This window comes from Novilysobacter antarcticus, from assembly GCF_019802285.1.
In the GTDB taxonomy this organism is placed as follows: domain Bacteria; phylum Pseudomonadota; class Gammaproteobacteria; order Xanthomonadales; family Xanthomonadaceae; genus Novilysobacter; species Novilysobacter antarcticus.
On record NZ_JAIEUJ010000001.1, the window covers coordinates 285,762 to 304,398 of the forward strand.

Genomic DNA, 18,637 nt, shown 5'->3' on the forward strand with positions numbered 1-18,637 from the left:
CAAGGATCGCGCTGGGCTCGCTGAACAGGCATCCGGACACCCACCGCGGAGTGGTAGGGATTTGCCGTCTCCGCCCCCATCACGGAAGGGTCCTACACTGACGAGTTGAGAAATCCGACGCTTGGATACGATGAACGACGCAGCGCACACCCCAACCGCCACCTCCGACGGCCCGCTTGACCGCTTCCCGGGCGCGAGACAGCGCGAGGGGACATTTGAGCTGGTGTCGCCCTACTCGCCGGCTGGAGACCAGCCACAAGCGATTGAGAAGCTGGTGGAGGGCTTCGAGGCCGGACTGGCGCACCAGACGCTGTTAGGCGTCACCGGTTCGGGCAAGACCTACACGATCGCCAACGTGATCCAGCGGGTGCAGAAGCCGACGCTGGTGATGGCGCCCAACAAGACTCTGGCCGCCCAGCTGTACGGCGAGTTCAAGTCGTTCTTTCCCAACAATGCAGTCGAGTACTTCGTCAGCTACTACGACTACTACCAGCCCGAGGCGTACGTGGCCTCGTCGGACACCTTCATCGAGAAGGACAGTTCGGTCAACGAGCACATCGAGCAGATGCGCCTGTCGGCGACCAAGGCGCTGCTGGAGCGCCGCGACGCGATCATCGTCTGCACCGTCTCGGCCATTTACGGCTTGGGCGATCCGAACGAATACTTCCGCATGGTGCTGCACATGGTCCGCGGCGAGCGCATCGACCAGCGCGAGTTGATCCGCCGCCTCACCGAGATGCAGTACTCCCGCAACGACACCGAGCTCCGCCGCGGTACCTACCGTGTGCGCGGCGAGGTGATCGACGTGCATCCGGCCGAATCGGAGATGGAGGCGGTGCGGATCGAGTTGTTCGACGGCGAGATCGAGAACGTCTCCACCTTCGATCCGCTCACCGGCGAGAGCCTTCGCAAGCTTCAGCGCTACACGATCTACCCCAAATCCCACTACGTCACCACGCGGCGCACGGTGCTCGACGCCGTGGATGCCATCAAGGACGAGCTGCGCGTGCGCCTGGAGCAGTTGTACTCGCAGAACAAGCTGGTCGAGGCTCAGCGGCTCGCGCAGCGCACGCAGTTCGATCTGGAGATGCTGGCCGAGGTTGGCTACTGCAATGGCGTTGAGAACTACAGTCGCCACCTGACCGGCCACATGCCGGGCGAGCCGCCGCCGTGCCTGTTCGACTACCTGCCGCCCGACGCGCTGCTGGTGGTGGACGAGTCGCATGTGACGGTTCCGCAGATCGGCGCGATGTACAAGGGTGACCGCTCGCGCAAGGAGACCCTGGTGGAGTTCGGTTTCCGCCTGCCGTCGGCGCTGGACAACCGGCCGCTGCGCTTCGAGGAGTGGGAAGGGCGTTCCCCGCGCTCGATCTTCGTTTCCGCCACGCCACGTGCCTACGAACTGGAGAAGTCCGAGGGCCAGGTCGTCGAGCTGGTCGTGCGTCCGACCGGATTGATCGACCCCGAAGTCGAAGTGCGGCCCGTTGCGACCCAGGTCGATGATGTGCTCGGCGAGATCAACCTGCGGGTGGCGATGGGCGACCGGGTGCTGATCACGACGCTGACCAAGCGCATGGCCGAGAACCTCACCGAATACCTGGCCGACCACGATGTGCGCGTGCGTTACCTGCACTCGGACATCGACACGGTCGAGCGGGTGGAGATCATCCGTGACCTGCGCCTAGGCAAGTTCGATGTGGTGGTTGGCATCAACCTGTTGCGCGAAGGCCTGGACATGCCTGAGGTGTCGCTGGTGGCGATCCTGGATGCCGACAAGGAGGGCTTCCTGCGCTCGACCGGATCACTGATCCAGACGATCGGCCGAGCGGCCCGCAACGTGCGCGGCAAGGCGATCCTGTACGCGGACAAGTTCACCGACTCGATGAAGCGGGCGATCGAGGAGACCGACCGGCGGCGCAGCAAGCAGGTCGAGTACAACACCGAGCACGGCATCACCCCGACATCGGTGAACCGTGCGGTCATGGACGTCATGGAAGGCGCGCGCGTGGACCCGGCCGCGCTGAAGGAGCGCAATCGTGCCCGCCAGGTGGCCGAGGAGCTGGCGGAGTACGCGGCGCTCAATCCTGCCCAGCTCTCGGCGAAGATCAAGAAGCTCGAGCAGAAGATGTACCAGCACGCGCGGGATCTGGAATTCGAGGAGGCGGGAGCCGTCCGCGACCAGCTGCACCTGCTGAAAGAGCAGGGCTTCGGGGTCTGACGACGCAAAGCTGTTGCCGAAGCGCCGCTGGCGGGCTAAACTGCGCGCCCTCTCGCCGGGTTCATGAGTTTGGCGATTGGGCGGTTAGCTCAGTGGTAGAGCACTACCTTGACATGGTAGGGGTCGGGGGTTCGAAACCCTCACCGCCCACCACATCCAATGAAAACGGCAGGCCTTTGCAGGTCTGCCGTTTTTGTTTGCTTCGGTGCCCGCGCCTATCGTGCGTTGCGTCTGCTGGGGTTCGGGCGTGACCCGGATGGAAAGCGCTGTCAGCGGCGCTCCGGCGCGATGCTGGTGAAGCCGCCCGAGTCCACGCTCAAGCTCTTCAAGTCCGGGCCGTCAGGCAGCATGTTCCGCTGCACACCTTCGCGGTACTGCGACAGCAGCTTCTGGTCCCCGCGGGACTGGAGCGTACGGTAGCCGCCCAGTGCCGCCGCGGTATGCAGCATGAAGGTCTCCGCGATTTCCTGGCGATCGGCGTCGTCCATCTCCGCCAGTTCCGGGTTGTCGCGCATCGCCTTGCGTAGCTGATCGCGGATGGAGGTGACCTGAGCCCGGGTCAGGGGGCTTCCCCTGACGACCTCCCATAAGCCCGCGTAGTGTGCCGCGGTGACATCGATGAGGTCGTTGGAAGCCAAGCCGTTGGAGGCGAGGATCTTCTTGAAGTCCGAGCGGTAATGACCCGCCTCAAGATCGCGCATTACCATCGCCTCTGCCTCCTCCACGTCGGGCTGATCGCTGGCCAGGTATCGGGCGAAACGACGGTCGACCAGCTTGCTCACCTCGGGATCCGATGAGAAACGCGGGTTGAATGGCACCTTTTTGGCTTCCACTGGTGGGGCACTTGCAGCCGATGACTCGATCGCTTTGGTGCTGCTCTTGCTGAGGGCGCGGGTGCCTCCGATCGCTGACTGGCTGAGCGCCATCTGGCCGTAGTTCACCCCCATATCGAGGGTGGGACTGGGGGACCACTGGGCGTGCGCAGGTGCCAGCGCGGACGCGCCGGCAAATCCGATAAATAGCAAGGTCAGATGGGTTCGCATAGGAGATCCTCCACAAAGCACATGGCGACCCCGGAAACCCGGGATCGCCATGTGGTGACACTTCGGTGAAACAGGGTAGCCGGGAGATTACTGCTTACGGGCTACCGTGGTCATGCCTTCACCGATCGATTTGATCGCGGTGCTGCTGGCGTTGGAGATCATGCTGAAGAGCTGGCTCTGCGCCTGGAACTCCATCATCGTCTTCTGGAATTCCTTCGCGGCCTTCTGGTCTTCCGGATTCGCGGCAGCCAGCTTGTCCATCTTGCCAGTCAGCTCGACCAGCTTCGCCGCCTTGTCACCCATGATGCCGCCCAGCGCCTGGGCAATCGCGACCAGCCAGCTCTTGCCCTTGCCGCCCTTGGCGTCACTGGCCTGGAGGTTCTGGACGACCATCTTGGCGATGGCAAAATTGTTGGAAGCCTGTGCAGTCATGTCGATTCTCCGCTGTGTTGGAATTGGCCGATTGCGCGTTGTGACGATTGGGCCGGGGGTTGGATTTGGATCTGTTGCGTGTGAACTGATAGTGCGATTGCTTGACACGGGTGACTAGCTAGGGCGTGCCCTAGTCGTCGCACCTCACCGGCGACGCCGGAGCGCCATGGCGACGTGGGCCGGCAGGGCCATGGTGTGATCCTGTGAAGGGTTGGCCTGGGCCGAACGCAGCTGGCCGCTCAACCACTCCTGCGCGGACGCTTCCCCTTGCTCGTTGCAACGGCGCGCAAACTCGGTCGCGGTGCGCAACGCATCGTTTTGCAGACTGCCCAAGGCATCGTCGAACTGCCGCACCAGTTCGTTGCGGTCGGTCTCGTCGAGCAGGTGGTTGCCCACCAGCAGATCCAGGGTGTCCATCCACTGGGCGCGGTCGGGCCCGACGCTCTGCGCCGGACTGGCGGAGGCAGCTTCGGTTTCCAGCGCGTCGCGGAAGTGGCGGAGGATGGTTTCCCGGTCCGCCGCGTCCACGTCCGGGTTTTCGGCCAGTGACGCATCCAGTTGCGCGAGCATCTGTTCGTGGTCCGCGGTGCGGGATGGCGTGTCGTAACTGGTCATCGTCGGGCTTCCTGTAGTGACGGTGGAATGGTCAGGGGGATTGGCTGGCGTCGAGGCCGTCGACGACCCGTCGACTCTCCCTGCCGTGCTCTTCGCCCAGCGCACGCGCGGTCTCGCCGAGCCAACGGTCGGCGCTTTCCTTGCCATCGTCGGCCAGGCGCTGCTTGTACTCGGGCATGATCCGGGCAAGCGCCTGCTCGAGCGACTCGCGCTGTTCGCCGACATGGCGGATCAGTGTCGACTCGTCGTCGGCGTTGATCCCACCGTCGCCCTTGAGCTCTTCGATGCGGCCGATCCATTCGCGGTTGTCACCGCCGCTGGGTCCGGGCCGGTCAGCGGCAACCGCGGGGGCTGACGCCACCGCGGTCGAGATGTCGAATGGCGGCAGTTGGTCAGCTGCCATAGCCGTCGGCAAAACCGGACGAGTAGGCGGCACTGAAGTACTGGCTGACATCGGCCGGAATGTTGGCGCGGCTGAAGGCGGCCGAGATGGCCTGGTCGAACACGTCGCCGATGATGTCACCGACGATGTTGCCGACCATGCCACCCAAGGGGCCGCCGATCGCGGTGCCAACCAATTTGCTTACGGATTGAACGATGTCACCGATCAAGGACATGGGGATTCTCCGGTTGCTGAAAGAGTGATGCGGGATGGTTCATGTTCAAGTATCCGCACCGACTTCCGGTTTGGTATTGGGGGTGACCCCACCTAGGTGTTGCCCGAGGGTGCGGGCATTCGCCGCTCACTCGGTGAGGTGAGGGTCGATGGTGAGGGCGCCCAGTCCGCGCTGCGCAAAGCGATCGCTCAGCTCGCTGCCAGCCTGCTGGATCGCATCGAAACTGTCGCGCGAGCGCACGTCGGCGCGCAGGAGCCAGCCGTCCGACGTCCGGCTCAACAGGAGGTCGGTGCCGGCCAGCGTGCTGTCTGCCAAGCGCAGCAGTACATGACCATCATCGGTGCTTGCCGAGCCCTCACTGACCGCCAGTTGGCGCACATGGCGCTCGAGCAGCTCCGCGAAGGCCGTGGAGTTGACGGGTGGGGCGGGGAGCGCGCTGGTGGTTCCTGATGCCTGGTTGGCGAGGTTCTGCGCCTGCCATATCGCTGCAACTTCGGCCGGGGGGAGAGGTTCGGCGGAAACCTTGCCCAGGTCGCGAGGGCCGGTCCCATCCTGCTGGCTGGGGAAGCTGCGGTTGAGGCGCTCGCCTGCCAGTTCTTCCCCCTTGCGCGCGGCGGCCTCGGAGTCGCCCTGGGCCTTGAGCTGTCCCTCGCGCATCAGATGCTGGAACCGCTGACGGGCCGCCGGGTCCACTGCGCGCTGTGGGTCGCGGGCGGAGTCGCGATTGTGGGAGTTGTCGATGCTGTCGGAAGAGGGCGCGGACGAACTGTCGCGGATGATGCTCATGGCATACCTCAGTGGAAAGCGATTGGAGTGGTGCGACGATGCAGCAGTTCCGCCGAAGCGATCTCTTCTTGGCGCAGCTCATTGGCGTGCTGTTCTTCCCGCCATAGATCCTTGCGTTTTTTGAGTGCATCCTCGCGCGCCTTGACGCGGAAGAAGGCCTCGCGAACCTTTTGCAGTTCCGCCTCGGCTTCGGTCAGCAACTGCTGTGCGCGGAGCAATTGCTGTTGCGCCAGTTCAGTCTGCTGTTGCAACAGTTCGATATGGGCCTCGCGCTGTGCCAGTGCCGCCGGCCAGGCGATGCCCGGCGGAGGTGGATCAAGCAGTTGCCGTCGCTGGCGCCCGCGCTCTTCGCCCAACGCGTCGATGTGACGCTCGATCTCCACGCATGCGCCGCGTTTTGCCGCGACTTCGCGCTGGTGTTGAAGCACGAGTTGCTGCGCGGCCTGGGTGCGGTGCTCGCGCAGGCGGATGAGCGTCGCCAGTGGATAGCGCTTCATGGAAACAGCCTTCGCAGAGCATCTGCGGAGCGCTTAAAGGGGACCAGCTCACTGGCCGGCTGTTGCAACAACCGGCGAATGGGTTCAATGCGGTCGATGGCGATGTCCGCCTCCGGGTCCGTGCCGCGCTGATACTCGCCAAGCTGCAGCAGCAGTTCGATGTCCTGGTACTTGGCCAGGTACTTCCGCAGCTGTCCGGCGGCGTGCTGGTGGGTGCGGTCGACCACGCGCGGCATCGTCCGGCTCAGGCTGCCGAGCACATCGATGGCCGGGTAGTGGTACGCCGCCGCAAGCTTGCGTGAGAGCACCACGTGGCCGTCGAGAATCGAGCGGACCTCCTCGGCGATCGGGTCGCTGCCGTCCTCGTCTTCCATCAACACCGTGTAGAACGCGGTGATGCTGCCCTTGTCGTTGTTGCCGGCCCGCTCGAACAGACCCGGCAGGGCGCTGAACACCGAGGGTGGATAGCCGCGTCGGGCGGGAGGTTCGCCGACCGCCAGTCCGACATCACGAAGGGCTCGCGCGAAGCGGGTCACCGAGTCGAGCAGCAACAGCACGCGCTGGCCACGATCCCGGAAGTGCTCGGCGATCGCAGTGGCGACCCACGCGGCGCGACTGCGTTCCAGTGCTGGCCGGTCGGATGTGGCGACGATGACAACCGAGCGCGCAAGGCCTTCAGCGCCCAGATTGTCGAGGATGAATTCATTGACCTCGCGGCCGCGCTCACCCACCAGGGCAATGATGTTGACGTCGGCATCCCCGCCGCGCGCGAGCATGCCCAGCAGCGTGCTTTTGCCTCCGCCGGCGACGGCGAAGATCCCGAGCCGCTGGCCTTCGCCAACGCTCATGACGCTGTCGATCGCGCGTACGCCGGTGGAAAACGGCCGGTCGATGAGCTTGCGCGACAGGGGGTTGGGTGAGCTTGCGTAGATGGGGGCGGGCACGCCACCGCTGATCGGTCCGAGACCATCGATGGGGTTGCCATGGGCATCCAGGACGCGGCCGAGCAGACCATCGCCAGCGAGCACGGTTGCCTGGCGTCCGGTCGCATACACCTCGGTGGTCGCCGAAACACCGTCCAGCGCGCCCAGAGGCGTCAGCAGCGTGTGCTGGCGGGAAACCCCCACGACCTCGGCGGCGAGATGGAAGTCGGCCGGACCTTCGTGCGGCGGATTGCGCAGTTCGCACAGCTCCCCGATGGCGGCTTTCAGGCCGGTCGCGCGGATCAGGGTGCCATAGGCTTCGGCGACCTTGCCGACCCGCTCGACCGTGCGCGCGCGATTCAGTGCGCCGGCGAGCAGCGCGTCCTGTTCGTTGCCGAGCAGCGCGCTCATGCAGGATCTCCGAGCGCGCCCGGGGGGCTTCCGTCCGTCTCTCCATCAGGATCCAAGGCCGGGGTGTGTGACGCCAATGCAGAACGGATGGCTTCAATCTGCTGGGCGATCCCGGCGCGCACCTGCCCCGCCTCGGACACCACTACGCAACTGAGCGGATCCAGACTCTCATCGTCCACCAGCTCGATCACCCCGACCGCCGGATGCGCTTGGCGCACGGCGCCAAGACCGGCAGTCACCGATTCGCGTACCGATGGGTGCACCCGGATCAACAGAAACTGTTCGGCCTGCGCGGCCTCGACGGCTTCCATCACCAGTGACGGCGCGACTTGGGCCGGATCGAATCCCGGCGCAAGACGGGCGACGATCGCGCAGGCGAGATCGATCACACGCTGCTGGGCGTCGCCAAGAACCCGCGCCCGTCGCTCATTGAGCGCGGCCAACTGCTCGGTCATCTGGGTCTGTGCGCGGGCGATACCTTCGGCGTAACCGGCGGCGGCGGCCTCCGCGCGCGCCTGCTCGATCTGCTCGCTGGCTTGCGCGTGCAATGCGTTGACCTGCTCGACTACGGCATCTACGTCGGCCAGGTGCTCCCAGGCGTCGGGTGGGACGATGTTGCCGGCAAGCACGCGCTCGAAACGACCCGGCTCCATGACGCCAACACCACCTTGCGGCGCAGCGGCCGAGGGTCGCGTGGACAAGGTGCTGGAGTGATCGTCTGAACGCATGGTGTCGATATCTGCTTCGGTTCGGGGAGGAGTCAATTGCCCGCGTGGACGGAGTAAAGCTGCTGCACCGCCGAGGGCGGCAGGTGCGTTGGGGGCAGCGTCTGGTCGCGTGGATGCAGCAGCGCAAGCCACTCGGTGAATGCCGGATCCCGCGGATGGGCCCACGCGCGGAGTTCAGCGCAGCCGTGGCGATCGAACAGCGACAGCAACGCAGGCGTCGGGTCGGACTCATCAAGCGCGGCACGAATTGCTTGCTGCAGCCCAAGTTGCACGTCGCGCGGCACTTCGCCATCCCAGACATTGCGATCCAGCGCCAGCAAGTAACGCTTTTCCAGCGCCAGCTTGAGTCGGCGTACCGGCTCGCGGCCCACTTCGGAACGGATTGCCGGAGCGAATGCGAGTACGCCGATGTTGCGCACCAGCGAGCGCAGCTTTTCCGGTGACCAGCGCGCTACGACACGATCCAGCGCCGGCTTGGGGGCGGGGGCCAGCAGCATGGACGCCGCTCCGTCGGCGAGGGTTCGTGCCAGCAGGCGCCGCCCCAGAGCACTGGCGCGGGCCGCGGGAAGCAGCGCGAGGTCAAAATCGTTAAACCAGCTGTCATCGGCCCCTTCAATGACCGTCTGCAAGCCAGGTGCCGTGTCCATCAATCACTCCACGCGGGGGCCTTTACCTCGGCGGGGGGGCTGAGGCGGGCGCGCAGCTTGCCCCGGAACGCGATGCCCAAACCGAGCAGCGCGGCAAGCACCACCGCGACCACGGCAAACGGCCCCATCGAGGACATCGCAATCGGCGCATTGGTCTGTTGGTCAGCCGCACCCGGCGCGGCGATCGTGAAGAACTTTATGGTGACCTTGTTGACGTCGGCCAGTCCTTCAACGCTGTCCTTGATGAATACTTTCAGGTCGGTTTCGCGATCGCGCAGCTTCGCGCCGGGGCGCTCGAAAATGATGACCGAGGCGGACGAGTCGTTGTCCCGGCCGCCCAGCGGATCCGGCGGAGGCAGCGCGATATGCACGCGCGCTTCCACGACGCCGTCGATCCTTGACAGTGTCCGCGCGATCTCCTGCTGCAGCCCATCCATGTAGCGCGCGCGCTCGTCCATCGCCGAGGACACGAACCCTTCCTTCTTGAAGATCTCCCCCATCGAGCGGTAGCTGGCATGGGGCAGGCCCTGCGAATTGAGCACCTGCATCGCATACGGGAAATCGCCGCGGTTGACCCGTACTTCCCAGCCCTTCTTGCTGGAGGAGGGCATTTTTTCCGAGGAAACTCCCGACCCCAGCAGCGCCGCCATGACCTGGTTGGCTTGTTGCTCATCGAGCTCGTTGTAGAGCGTTACCCGATTGCAGGCGGCCAGCAGCAGGCAGGCCAGGATGCTGCACGTGATGCGCCAAGGGAATGCCCGGTTGGGAAGATTCATGCGTGCTCCTGACTTACGACTGCTGACGGAATAATTGCTGGATGCCGTCAGAGGAACGGTTGGCAACGTTGGAGGTCAATTGCGCGGTGAAGAGGAATTGGTGGCTGCGCATGGTGAGCTGGATCATCTCGCCGGGAGTGAGGTCGGCGCCGTTGGCGGTCAGGATCTTCGACATCGACTCGATCTTGTCCGCGCCCCCATTGAGGCCGTCGAGCGCGCCCAGCACCGCACGGGTTCCCTGGGATGGCTCCGACGCCGCCGGTGGTGCCACGGCTGCGGGCGCGTCGGCATTGGGCGCGGCGCCGGTGCGCTCCATCGTCGCTGCGAAATCACGCACGTCGAACGGCGTGGCCTGGGCTTGTGGCGTTTGGGATTGCTGGGCCGGTGACAGCCCGCCCGCGCCGGTTTTGGCGGCGTCCAGCGCCGACACCTGGATTGCTTCGATCATGATCGTGTCCTCGCGAGGGTTTGGAATTACTGGCGCTTGCCGAGGGTTTCCAGCGCGTGGCCGACAGCGTTTTGCGAGGTCGCCGCATTGTTCGACATGAACTGCATGCGCAGGCTCTCGGCGGTCAGCTGGACCATGTTGGAGGGCTGGTCGCCGCCCGACGAGATCGCGTCGGACAGCTGCGTCACGCGCGCCGCCTGGCCGTCAAGCGTCTGGCCCCATGCGCGGGACATGGCTTCATACCAGCTGCCACTGTCGCCGGAGGACACGTGGCTACGGGTGCTGCCGCTGCTGGCGGTCGCGATGAACGTGGTGACGGGAGCGTTCGGATCGTTGGCATTGATGCTCATGAGATTTCTCCTTGATTCTCGGAACGGGTTACATCCGGTTGGTGCGTGGATTGGCGGCGACGAATCGCCTTGCGACTTCAGCGGAGGGGCGGCTTTCCTGGGATTTCTTCGCGGCTTCTGCAGGGGTAGCCGAGGGGCCGTCGCCGGCGGCATCTCCCGCCTTGGCGACACCGCGGGTGTCTTGATTGACGGACACACCGGCCGCGGCGGGTTCATCAACCTCGACCGGCGGATCGGGTGTGACCTGGTGGACCTTGCCGTCGACCAGCGCCCAGGCCGACTTGCCGATGGCAACCAGCGTGCCGCGATCATCGGGAAGTTCGGCGCCCACCGCATAGCGCGTGCCGTCGGCGGCGAGCACGTAGGAATCGTCGCCGCCCACGATTGACACGATGCGGGTCCGCTCCACCGGCGGTTTGGCGCGCGTGGGGGACTTGGCGTCCTCGTCGGCATAATTGCGCGGGATCACCCTGTTGATGCCGGTGACGTCGATCATCGCGCGTGAGGTTGCGGCCGCCCGCAGCTTGTCCTGATCCTCAAAACGGCCGCTGACTTCAACGTCGCCGTTGCCCAGATAACGGGTGCGCGCGGTGATGCCTTGGCTGCGCAGGACTTCGGCGACGTCGGCCGCCACGTCATCGCCGGTGCGCAGATTGAGGCGGACCGGGATTCCGTTGGATTCCACGTGCTGCTGGATGCGGGTGCGGGAGATGCTGTCGGGCACCGTTCCGGTCAGCACCGTCGTGCCCGCGTCGTCGGTGGACACCGTGTTGTCGCCGATGTCGTACGCGGTGACCAACGCGGCCACCTGCTCTTCGATGGTTGGGGCCGGCTCGGCGGCGGGGCGGACGGAGGCATAGATACCTGCCGAGACCAGCGAAAGCACGGCCAGTCCGGCCAGCGTCCTCGACAATCCGGGACGTACCACGCGACGCGCATTCAAGGGCTGCTGCTCGACGTCATCAAGGCCGTCCACGGGCATCCACTTCGGATCGCTGGCATCACCCACCGCAAAGCTCGCATCGCCCAGTCGAACCGGGGCGCCAAGCTGCAGCTCGATCGGATCCCCAGGGTACAGCGGGTCGCCGGCGAAGCCCGCCGGCGCATCGATTGCCCGCAGCGCCAGTGAGTCGCCGTTGCGCAGCAGCATGGCGTGGTGGGGGGCAACGCCGTCATCGGAAAGCACGATGTCGCAGTCCTCGCCACTGCCGACCAGAAGCATCTCCTGATCGGCCAGAACCCGGCTGGCGCCCATGTGGAGGCCCGAAAGAATGCGCAGGACCAGTTTGGTCGTTGTGGGCTTTGCAGTCGCGGCTTTTTCTTGGGTCCCGGCGCTGGTTGCCGATGGCTGCGGAGCCGACTCCAACGTAGCCGGAGTCTGCTCGGGATCGGGGACGATGTCGTCGATCATTGGAATTTCTCCTTGCATGCGTAGCGCGTCATGCGTTGATCTGTCCTGCCTGCGAGATTCGCAGGTCGGCTGCCAATTCCTGGTACGAAAGCACGGGCAACTCGAAGAAATCGTTCTCCAGCAGCTTGCGCAAGTGCCTGCGCACGTCCAGTGAACACAGCAGGACAGGGCGCACGGAGCCACCTTGGCGGGCCAACTGGGTGCGCACTTCGCCGGACAATCTGGCCGCGAGCTCCGGTGCGATGGCGAGTTGGCTCGCGCCACCGGCAACGCGTACGGACTGGCGCAGGCGGTCCTCAAGCTCGGGGTGGATCAGCAGTACGTGCAGGGTGCGCTCGCCATCGGCGTAGCGATCCGCGATTTCGCGCTTCAGCGCCACGCGTACGTATTCCGTCAGCAGCACGACGTCCTTCTCGCGCCCGCCCACGTCGGTGATAGCTTCAAACACGTCGCGCAGGTTGCGCACCGGGATACCTTCCTCGGCCAGGCGGCGGAGCACGTCGGCCACGCGCTGCGGCGCTACGACGCGCAGCATTTCCTTGACCAGATCCGGATAGTCGCGCTGCATTTTCGCGAACAGGTTGGATGCCTCCTGGATGCCGATGAAGCTGCCCAGCCGTCGTTGCAACGTGCGGCGGACGTGCTCGGTCAGCACCTCTAGGGGGGCGAGGGTGTCTTCGCCGGCTTCTTCCTGCCATTGGCCGGCGAGCGGGGGGTGGAAGCCCGACAGCGTGGGAGTGTTGTCGCCGCTGCTGCGTGCCGGACGGAAGTGCCCGTCCTTGCGGAGCACGCCTTTCGCCATGCGGGCGCCGAACGCCGTGAGCTGGTATTCCCTTTCGCCCAGCGTGACATCCACGCGTGCCGTCGGCGCAGGTACCGGAACGCCGAACTCCTCGCGCACGCGCTGGCAGATCTGGGTGAGCCCATCGAGCAGCGGCTGCTTGCCGAACTCTGCGGCCAGACTGGGCGACACCGCCAGCTGCAGGGGCGCTGGCGGGGCCAGGTCATCGATGTCTACCGGCTGCTGGTGCGTCGCCATGGCCTCGTCGGTGACCCGGAACGCGCGCCGCAGCAGATCGTTCTGGTGACGGTAGCGCCATGCAGCGATGGTCAACAGGGTCGCGCCCAACAGACCGAAGACCACGGTCGGGAAACCGGGCACCAGCATCATCAGCAACGACAGGACACCGGTGATGGTCAGCACCCGCGGCTGGGCGGAGATCTGCTTGGAAATCGCGTCGCCGAGGTGGCGGTCGTCCTCGATGCCGGCAGTACGCGTCACGACCAGCCCTGCCGAGATGGCGGCAAGGATCGCCGGGATCTGCGCCACGAGGCCGTCGCCGATGGTCAGGATGCTGTAGGTCTGGGTGGCGTCGCCCAGCGACATATCGCGCTGCAACACGCCGATGGCCAGGCCGCCGAGCAGGTTGATGATGATGATGACGATGCCGGCGATCGCATCGCCCTTGACGAACTTCATTGCGCCATCGAGGCTGCCGTAGAGCTGGCTCTCGGTCTCCAGGTAGCGCCGCTTCTTGCGCGCCTCGTCCTTGTCCAGCAGCCCGGAGCGCAGGTCCGAGTCGATCGACATCTGCTTGCCCGGCATCGCGTCCAGGGTGAAGCGCGCAGCGACTTCTGCCACGCGCTCCGCGCCCTTGGCGACAACGATGAACTGGACCACGGTGATGATCAGGAACACCACCAGCCCGACCACGAGATTGCCGCCGGCGACCATGGTGCCGAAGGTGTCGATGATGTGGCCTGCCTCGGCTTCCAGCAGGATCGATTTGGTGATCGCGATCGACAGCGCGAGGCGGAAAAGGGTCGTCAGCAGAAGAACGCTGGGGAAGCTGGAAAACGCGACCGGCGACGGGATGTAGATCGCCAGCAACAGCAAGCCGAACCCGATGGCGATGTTGAAAGCAACCAGCGTGTCTATCACCGCCATGGGCAGCGGCAGGATCATCAGGCTGATGATCAGCACCGCGGCGAAGGCCAGCACGATATCGCTGTAGCCGCCGCGTTTACGCGGCGCAGCGCCGGCCGGCGCCGCCATCAGCGATCCGATCAGCGTACGCAAGACGGCCCCCGGCCAGCGGTGGCGGGATCTAATCCCCGGGGGGTGATGAGTGTCGCTGCATATCGCATCCGTGGGCTCTCTCGATTTGACGCACGGATGTCGCGGTGGTGCACAGCGACGGCTTTATCGTGCGTAGCTTCCTGCCCTGAGCGTCACTATGTGACAATCAAGGTCAATCGAACCTAGCCGAATGCGATCGGCAATGCCAGCGGAAGACGAGATTTTTTTCACTATCTGAGACTTTTCAACAACGGCGTTCAGATAGTCCGCAAACCGTTGCCTGCCTTCACCAAAAGCTAACGCCCGAGTGCTGACGGTAAGGCGGGAGTCGCTGGGCGCAAGGGGTCAGATTTCCGGTTTTCCGGCATCCACCGCGACGTCAGCGGCGTCAAGTTCTGCGATGAGATTCAGGGATTGGGCTCCGACGCCGATCGCGAACACCCGGTCGGCTCGGGTCCTGACCACGACCACCCGTTCCCGGGGCCCAACCGGGAGCACCTGAACGATGGAAAGCGCTGCGTCGCGCCCGGTCAACTTGTAGCGGCGGCGGGCAAAGAAAAGGACGGCAAACAGGCCAGCGATGACGAGAAGCAAAGGTACGACGACCGCAATCAGGTCCCAGATGAATGAGCCGGACGCAACCGCGGGCGTACCTGTCGCGGCGGCGGGGTTGGAATCGACCGAGGTGGCGGTCTGGGTTGCCGCCCCGGCCGGAAACCAGCTCATCGCGAGCCATGCCGCGGTGAAGGTGGGCGCGATCTGGTTGCGCAGGAAATGGATCATGTCAGCCATTGGAGCGGGACTCGGGCGGGAAGGGCGCGGGTACGTTAGCAGCAAGGCGCGTCTTGTCCGGCTGTCTCGTTACTGGACGGATCTGGGCTGGAGTGGTGCGCGATGAAAAGTGAAGTGAACGCTTCGGGTGCGCCAAAAACGGCTTCGCCTGATTCGTGCCCGGATCTGCTGGCCGTTTTGGACGGACTGCCGTTCGCCTGCGCCGCCTTTGATCCGGGCAATGAGGGACTGGTGGGAGCCAATCAGCGCTACATGGCGGAGTTCGGTCCGCTGCCCGGCCACGTCGCGCGCGACCGGCTGCTCGCCCACTTCCCCGGCGCCGGCGACGAGGTGCGGCTGGAGCACAACGGCCGTTGGTACGGCCTGCACTGGAGCAGCATCTCCACCGCAGCCGGCCCGTTGGCACTGCTGACCGCGGTCGATATCAGTGAGCGTCTGGAAGTGCTCGACTCGCACAAAAGCCAGCAGGAAAAGTTGCTGTTCACCTCGCGCATGATGTCGGTCGGTGAAATGGCGGCGACCCTGGCCCACGAGCTCAACCAGCCGCTCGCGGCGATCGTGAACTACCTCAACGGCAGCCTCCGTCTGGTCGCACAGGCAGGCGGTCCGGTGCAGGTGGAGCGCGCCCTGCAGGCGGCGCGCACCCAGGCCGAACATGCCAGCGCGGTGATCGCCCGGGTGCGCGAGTTTGTCCGCGCCCGCGAGCCACGGCGCTCGCCCCAGGCGCTGGCCTCGATGGTCGAGACGGTGCTCGAGTTGCTTCGACTGGAAGCCGAACGCCAGCAGTTGCGCATCGACGTGATCCTGCCCCCGGTGCTCCCGTCCGCATGGGCCGATCACGTGATGGTCGAGCAGGTGCTGTTGAATCTGGTCAAGAATGCGATCGAAGCCATGCGCGAAGTCCCCGCCGAGCGTCGTGCCCTGCGCGTCGAAGGTCGGGTCAACCTGGACGGTGACCTCGAGGTGCGTGTCATCGACCGTGGTGTCGGTCTGGCCGAGGACGAGCAGGACCAGTTGTTCTCGCCGTTTTTCACCACCAAGGCCGATGGCCTGGGCATCGGTCTGGCGATCTGCCGGTCGATCATCGAGTACCACGAGGGACGCCTGTTCTTTGAACCCCATCCCGACGGCGGCAGCGTGTTCGGCTTTACCCTGCCTACGGCGCAGGGTCGGCAATGACCCGCCACAGGGTTTTCCACGCCGGAGGATGGCATGGCTGATGTCGCTGCAACTGAAACGCTTGTTCACCTGGTCGATGACAACGACGCGTTCCGCGAATCGACCGCATGGCTCCTGCAGACTGCCGGTTTCGAGGTGCGCGAATATGCCTCCGGGCCGCAGTTCCTGGCCGAGGTGCTCGACGCGAAGGCGACTGCGCCATCGACATCTCCTGCGCAAGCCGAATGCCTGGTATCGGACATCCGCATGCCGCAAATGAGCGGATTGCAGTTGCAGGCCGAGCTGCGCCGTCGCGACGTCACATTGCCGTTGGTGTTCGTCACTGCCCACGGCGACGTTCCGCTCGCGGTGGAGGCGATGCGCAACGGCGCGGCGCACTTCCTGGAGAAACCGTTCTCCGACGATGCCCTGATCGAGGCCATCCGCACCGCGCTGGCGAAGCCGGTGGGCGCTGCCGTCGCGCTGGCCAAGCTGACCCCGCGCGAGAAGCAGGTGCTGGACCTGGTCGTCGCCAGCAAGCCCAACAAGATCATCGCCGACATCCTCGGCATCAGCATCAAGACTGTTGAACTGCACAGGGCGAACATGATGGCGAAGCTTGGGGTACGGTCGGTCCCCGATTTGATGAAGGTGGCACTCGGACATGGCTGATGCTGGCACTGCAACGAACGAGGCGAACCGGGCCCGGGCGGGCGACGCCGCAGGCCCAGCAAGTGTGGCCTCGCTGCGCGGTCTTATTCCGTCGATTGCGGCGTCACACCTGCTTCCGTTGCAGGCGTTGTTCGAGTACCCGCGGCGCTGGCATCTGCCCGATGGAGGCCGTCTGGTGTTCTCCCCAGGCATGCCGGATGAGGGTGCCGCCACGTTCGCCGTCGATGCGGATGGCACCGGCATGGCACTGCGCCTGGACGAGGACCCGGCGACGGCGCGTTCTGAGCTGCACTGGACCGATTACCAGGGGCGCTCGCGCGTGCTCGCGTGGAGCCTTGCCCAGGAATCCCGGTTGGCGCGTCTCAGCGAGGCGCTGGGTATGGCGCTCGTACCGGTGCTGCCAGCCGCCGGTGCAGGCTCCGCTACGGTCGCCACCGATACAGATTCGCAGCACGTCTGGCTCAACTTCGTGGTCGAGGAGCCGGAGATCGCCGACGAACCGAAGCCGCCGGGCCTGAGCGGGCTGCTGCGCCTGCCGGTCCACAGCCTCGCGCCCCTGTTGGCGCGCGCCGGCGACCCCTACGGGGAGGACCCGCCGGTGCCCTTGGGTGCGTGGCCGGACTTGCCCGCCAAGGTGGCGATCGGCTTGGCCGGGCCGGATATCCCTCTTGTCGAATGGCGGGGCCTCACGCTCGGCAGCGTCATTGTTGCTGGCCGCGCGAGCGCGCCTCCGCCGGTGGATGCGGTCGCTTGCGGGCGACGTTGGCCGTTGGCACCCGACGGCCAAGGCTGGCGCGTGGACGGCACATCAGAATCATTGTCACCCCCTCAGGAGAGTTCCATGACAAGCAACGATCAACCAGGCGCACAGCCTCAGGTGGATGCCCCGGCCGGGGGCGAGGGCATTGAGCAACTGCCGGTGCAGTTGCGCTTCGAGCTGGGCGAGGTCGAGTTGAGCATCGCCGAGTTGTCGGCCCTGCAGCCCGGATACGTCTTCCCGCTGGCGAGCCGCCTGGAAGGTGCCAACGTGGCAATCCGCGCCAACGGCCGCCAGGTCGGTCGCGGCGAAGTCGTGGCCGTCGGCGACACGCTGGGTGTCCGTCTGCTGGCGTGGAGCTGACGCGTGGACTTCAGTTCCTTTTCTCCGGCGCTGATCCTTGTCACCGTCGTCAGCCTTGCGCTGGCGCCGTTCGTGGCGGTGATGGTGACCTCGTTCACCAAGATCGTGGTGGTGCTCAGCCTGTTGCGCAACGCGCTGGGGCTGCAGCAGGTCCCGCCCAACGTGGTCATCAACGGACTTGCGATCGTGCTGTCGATCTACGTGATGTATCCCGTCCTGCTTGACACCCATGCGGCGATCACCGGTCAGGCTCAATCCACGGCCGCGAGCCAGCCTCCGACGCAGTCCGGTGCTGCTGAACCACCGGCCGCGGCGCCGTTGGCGCTGATTCCCGGGGTCGAGGTTGCGGTGGACAGCACGGCGCAGATGCTGGGCAAGCCCGGGTCGCAGCTCGCCGCACAAACGGAGGGCGACAATAGTGCCGAGGCTGATGAGGCGGAAGCGGAGGCAGAGGGCGTCGCTGCGCTGCCGCCGCTGGCGCCGGGCGAGCGCATGGATACGGCCCGCCTGCTGAAACTGGTCGAGGTGGGCAAGGAGCCGCTGCGCGGGTTCCTGATCAAGCATTCCAGCGACAACGAACGCGCGTTTTTCCTGCGCAGCGCGCAGCGGCTGCTGCCTCAGGTCCGGCGTGCGGACATCACCGCGACAGATTTCATCGTGATCGTGCCGGCGTTTACCGTCAGCGAACTCACTGCCGCGTTCCAGATCGGATTCCTGATTTTCCTGCCCTTCCTGGTCATCGACCTGGTGGTGGCCAATATCCTGCTGGCGCTGGGCATGATGATGATGTCGCCGACGATCGTTTCGCTGCCGTTCAAGCTGCTGCTGTTCGTGCTGATCGACGGTTGGGCGAAGCTCGTGCACGGCCTGGTGCTGACGTATGCGATCTAGGCTGAGTCAGGCCAGGCCCACT

The 18,637-nt window shown here is 65.4% G+C and carries 21 protein-coding genes and 1 tRNA gene; 6 read left to right on the forward strand and 16 right to left on the reverse strand.

What is annotated here, in order from left to right; genetic code table 11:
• Positions 1 to 130: 130 nt before the first annotated feature.
• Both uvrB and KZ491_RS01380 read left to right on the forward strand, forming a co-directional pair.
• On the forward strand, positions 131 to 2,218 hold the full coding sequence (uvrB, locus tag KZ491_RS01375; RefSeq protein WP_222564086.1) for an excinuclease ABC subunit UvrB: 2,088 nt from the start codon (positions 131 to 133) through the stop codon (positions 2,216 to 2,218).
• 78 nt (positions 2,219 to 2,296) lie between these two features.
• A tRNA-Val gene (locus KZ491_RS01380) sits at positions 2,297 to 2,371 on the forward strand.
• A gap of 116 nt (positions 2,372 to 2,487) precedes the next feature.
• On the opposite strand, the gene KZ491_RS01385 is transcribed toward KZ491_RS01380, so the two are convergent.
• The 16 genes from KZ491_RS01385 to KZ491_RS01460 all read right to left on the reverse strand — a co-directional run bounded on the left by KZ491_RS01385 (position 2,488) and on the right by KZ491_RS01460 (position 14,765).
• Positions 2,488 to 3,261 (reverse strand): DUF6683 family protein, encoded by a 774-nt coding sequence (locus tag KZ491_RS01385; protein WP_222564087.1) that lies wholly within the window; start codon positions 3,259 to 3,261, stop codon positions 2,488 to 2,490.
• An 87-nt stretch (positions 3,262 to 3,348) separates the two neighbouring features.
• Entirely contained in the window at positions 3,349 to 3,693 is a 345-nt protein-coding gene (locus tag KZ491_RS01390) for a hypothetical protein (protein WP_222564088.1), read from the reverse strand.
• Positions 3,694 to 3,837: 144 nt separating this feature from the next.
• Positions 3,838 to 4,308 carry a hypothetical protein gene (locus tag KZ491_RS01395; RefSeq protein ID WP_222564089.1) on the reverse strand — a complete coding sequence of 157 codons (471 nt, stop codon included), beginning with the start codon at positions 4,306 to 4,308 and terminating at the stop codon, positions 3,838 to 3,840.
• Between the two features lie 31 nt (positions 4,309 to 4,339).
• Complete coding sequence (locus tag KZ491_RS01400; RefSeq protein WP_222564090.1) at positions 4,340 to 4,711, reverse strand: hypothetical protein; 372 nt, start codon at positions 4,709 to 4,711, stop codon at positions 4,340 to 4,342.
• Positions 4,701 to 4,925: a hypothetical protein gene (locus KZ491_RS01405; protein ID WP_222564091.1), complete on the reverse strand. Its 225-nt coding sequence runs from the start codon at positions 4,923 to 4,925 to the stop codon at positions 4,701 to 4,703. Before KZ491_RS01405 ends, KZ491_RS01400 begins: the two co-directional genes overlap by 11 nt.
• A 126-nt stretch (positions 4,926 to 5,051) precedes the next feature.
• Positions 5,052 to 5,711, reverse strand: coding sequence for a hypothetical protein (locus KZ491_RS01410; protein ID WP_222564092.1), 660 nt, complete (start codon positions 5,709 to 5,711; stop codon positions 5,052 to 5,054).
• 8 nt (positions 5,712 to 5,719) lie between these two features.
• Complete coding sequence (locus KZ491_RS01415) at positions 5,720 to 6,208, reverse strand: hypothetical protein (protein WP_222564093.1); 489 nt, start codon at positions 6,206 to 6,208, stop codon at positions 5,720 to 5,722.
• Complete coding sequence (locus tag KZ491_RS01420; protein WP_222564094.1) at positions 6,205 to 7,542, reverse strand: FliI/YscN family ATPase; 1,338 nt, start codon at positions 7,540 to 7,542, stop codon at positions 6,205 to 6,207. Before KZ491_RS01420 ends, KZ491_RS01415 begins: the two co-directional genes overlap by 4 nt.
• Complete coding sequence (locus KZ491_RS01425; protein WP_222564095.1) at positions 7,539 to 8,270, reverse strand: FliH/SctL family protein; 732 nt, start codon at positions 8,268 to 8,270, stop codon at positions 7,539 to 7,541. Before KZ491_RS01425 ends, KZ491_RS01420 begins: the two co-directional genes overlap by 4 nt.
• A gap of 32 nt (positions 8,271 to 8,302) precedes the next feature.
• The gene (locus KZ491_RS01430; protein WP_222564096.1) at positions 8,303 to 8,917 is read right to left on the reverse strand and encodes a hypothetical protein; all 615 of its coding nucleotides are present in this window, start codon (positions 8,915 to 8,917) and stop codon (positions 8,303 to 8,305) included.
• On the reverse strand, positions 8,917 to 9,693 hold the full coding sequence (gene sctJ / locus KZ491_RS01435) for a type III secretion system inner membrane ring lipoprotein SctJ (protein ID WP_222564097.1): 777 nt from the start codon (positions 9,691 to 9,693) through the stop codon (positions 8,917 to 8,919). The genes KZ491_RS01430 and sctJ overlap by 1 nt, the downstream gene beginning before the upstream one ends.
• Positions 9,694 to 9,706: 13 nt before the next feature.
• Positions 9,707 to 10,141, reverse strand: a complete 435-nt coding sequence (locus tag KZ491_RS01440; RefSeq protein ID WP_222564098.1) for a hypothetical protein — start codon at positions 10,139 to 10,141, stop codon at positions 9,707 to 9,709.
• Positions 10,142 to 10,167: 26 nt separating this feature from the next.
• The gene (locus tag KZ491_RS01445; protein ID WP_222564099.1) at positions 10,168 to 10,491 is read right to left on the reverse strand and encodes a hypothetical protein; all 324 of its coding nucleotides are present in this window, start codon (positions 10,489 to 10,491) and stop codon (positions 10,168 to 10,170) included.
• Between the two features lie 28 nt (positions 10,492 to 10,519).
• The gene (locus tag KZ491_RS01450; protein ID WP_222564100.1) at positions 10,520 to 11,902 is read right to left on the reverse strand and encodes an FHA domain-containing protein; all 1,383 of its coding nucleotides are present in this window, start codon (positions 11,900 to 11,902) and stop codon (positions 10,520 to 10,522) included.
• Between the two features lie 28 nt (positions 11,903 to 11,930).
• Positions 11,931 to 13,958 (reverse strand): type III secretion system export apparatus subunit SctV, encoded by a 2,028-nt coding sequence (gene sctV, locus KZ491_RS01455; RefSeq protein ID WP_222564101.1) that lies wholly within the window; start codon positions 13,956 to 13,958, stop codon positions 11,931 to 11,933.
• A gap of 369 nt (positions 13,959 to 14,327) precedes the next feature.
• The gene (locus KZ491_RS01460; RefSeq protein ID WP_222564102.1) at positions 14,328 to 14,765 is read right to left on the reverse strand and encodes a flagellar biosynthetic protein FliO; all 438 of its coding nucleotides are present in this window, start codon (positions 14,763 to 14,765) and stop codon (positions 14,328 to 14,330) included.
• Between the two features lie 111 nt (positions 14,766 to 14,876).
• Here KZ491_RS01460 and KZ491_RS01465 point away from each other — a divergent pair, with 111 nt between their 5' ends.
• From KZ491_RS01465 to KZ491_RS12825, 4 genes are read left to right on the forward strand one after another with little or no spacing between them, the layout of a single operon-like run.
• Positions 14,877 to 15,953 (forward strand): sensor histidine kinase, encoded by a 1,077-nt coding sequence (locus tag KZ491_RS01465; RefSeq protein ID WP_222564103.1) that lies wholly within the window; start codon positions 14,877 to 14,879, stop codon positions 15,951 to 15,953.
• A gap of 33 nt (positions 15,954 to 15,986) precedes the next feature.
• The gene (locus KZ491_RS01470; protein WP_222564104.1) at positions 15,987 to 16,604 is read left to right on the forward strand and encodes a response regulator transcription factor; all 618 of its coding nucleotides are present in this window, start codon (positions 15,987 to 15,989) and stop codon (positions 16,602 to 16,604) included.
• Positions 16,597 to 17,724 carry a type III secretion system cytoplasmic ring protein SctQ gene (sctQ, locus tag KZ491_RS01475; RefSeq protein ID WP_222564105.1) on the forward strand — a complete coding sequence of 376 codons (1,128 nt, stop codon included), beginning with the start codon at positions 16,597 to 16,599 and terminating at the stop codon, positions 17,722 to 17,724. The genes KZ491_RS01470 and sctQ overlap by 8 nt, the downstream gene beginning before the upstream one ends.
• Positions 17,725 to 17,727: 3 nt before the next feature.
• Positions 17,728 to 18,615: an EscR/YscR/HrcR family type III secretion system export apparatus protein gene (locus KZ491_RS12825; protein ID WP_343225507.1), complete on the forward strand. Its 888-nt coding sequence runs from the start codon at positions 17,728 to 17,730 to the stop codon at positions 18,613 to 18,615.
• Positions 18,616 to 18,637 lie beyond the last annotated feature (22 nt).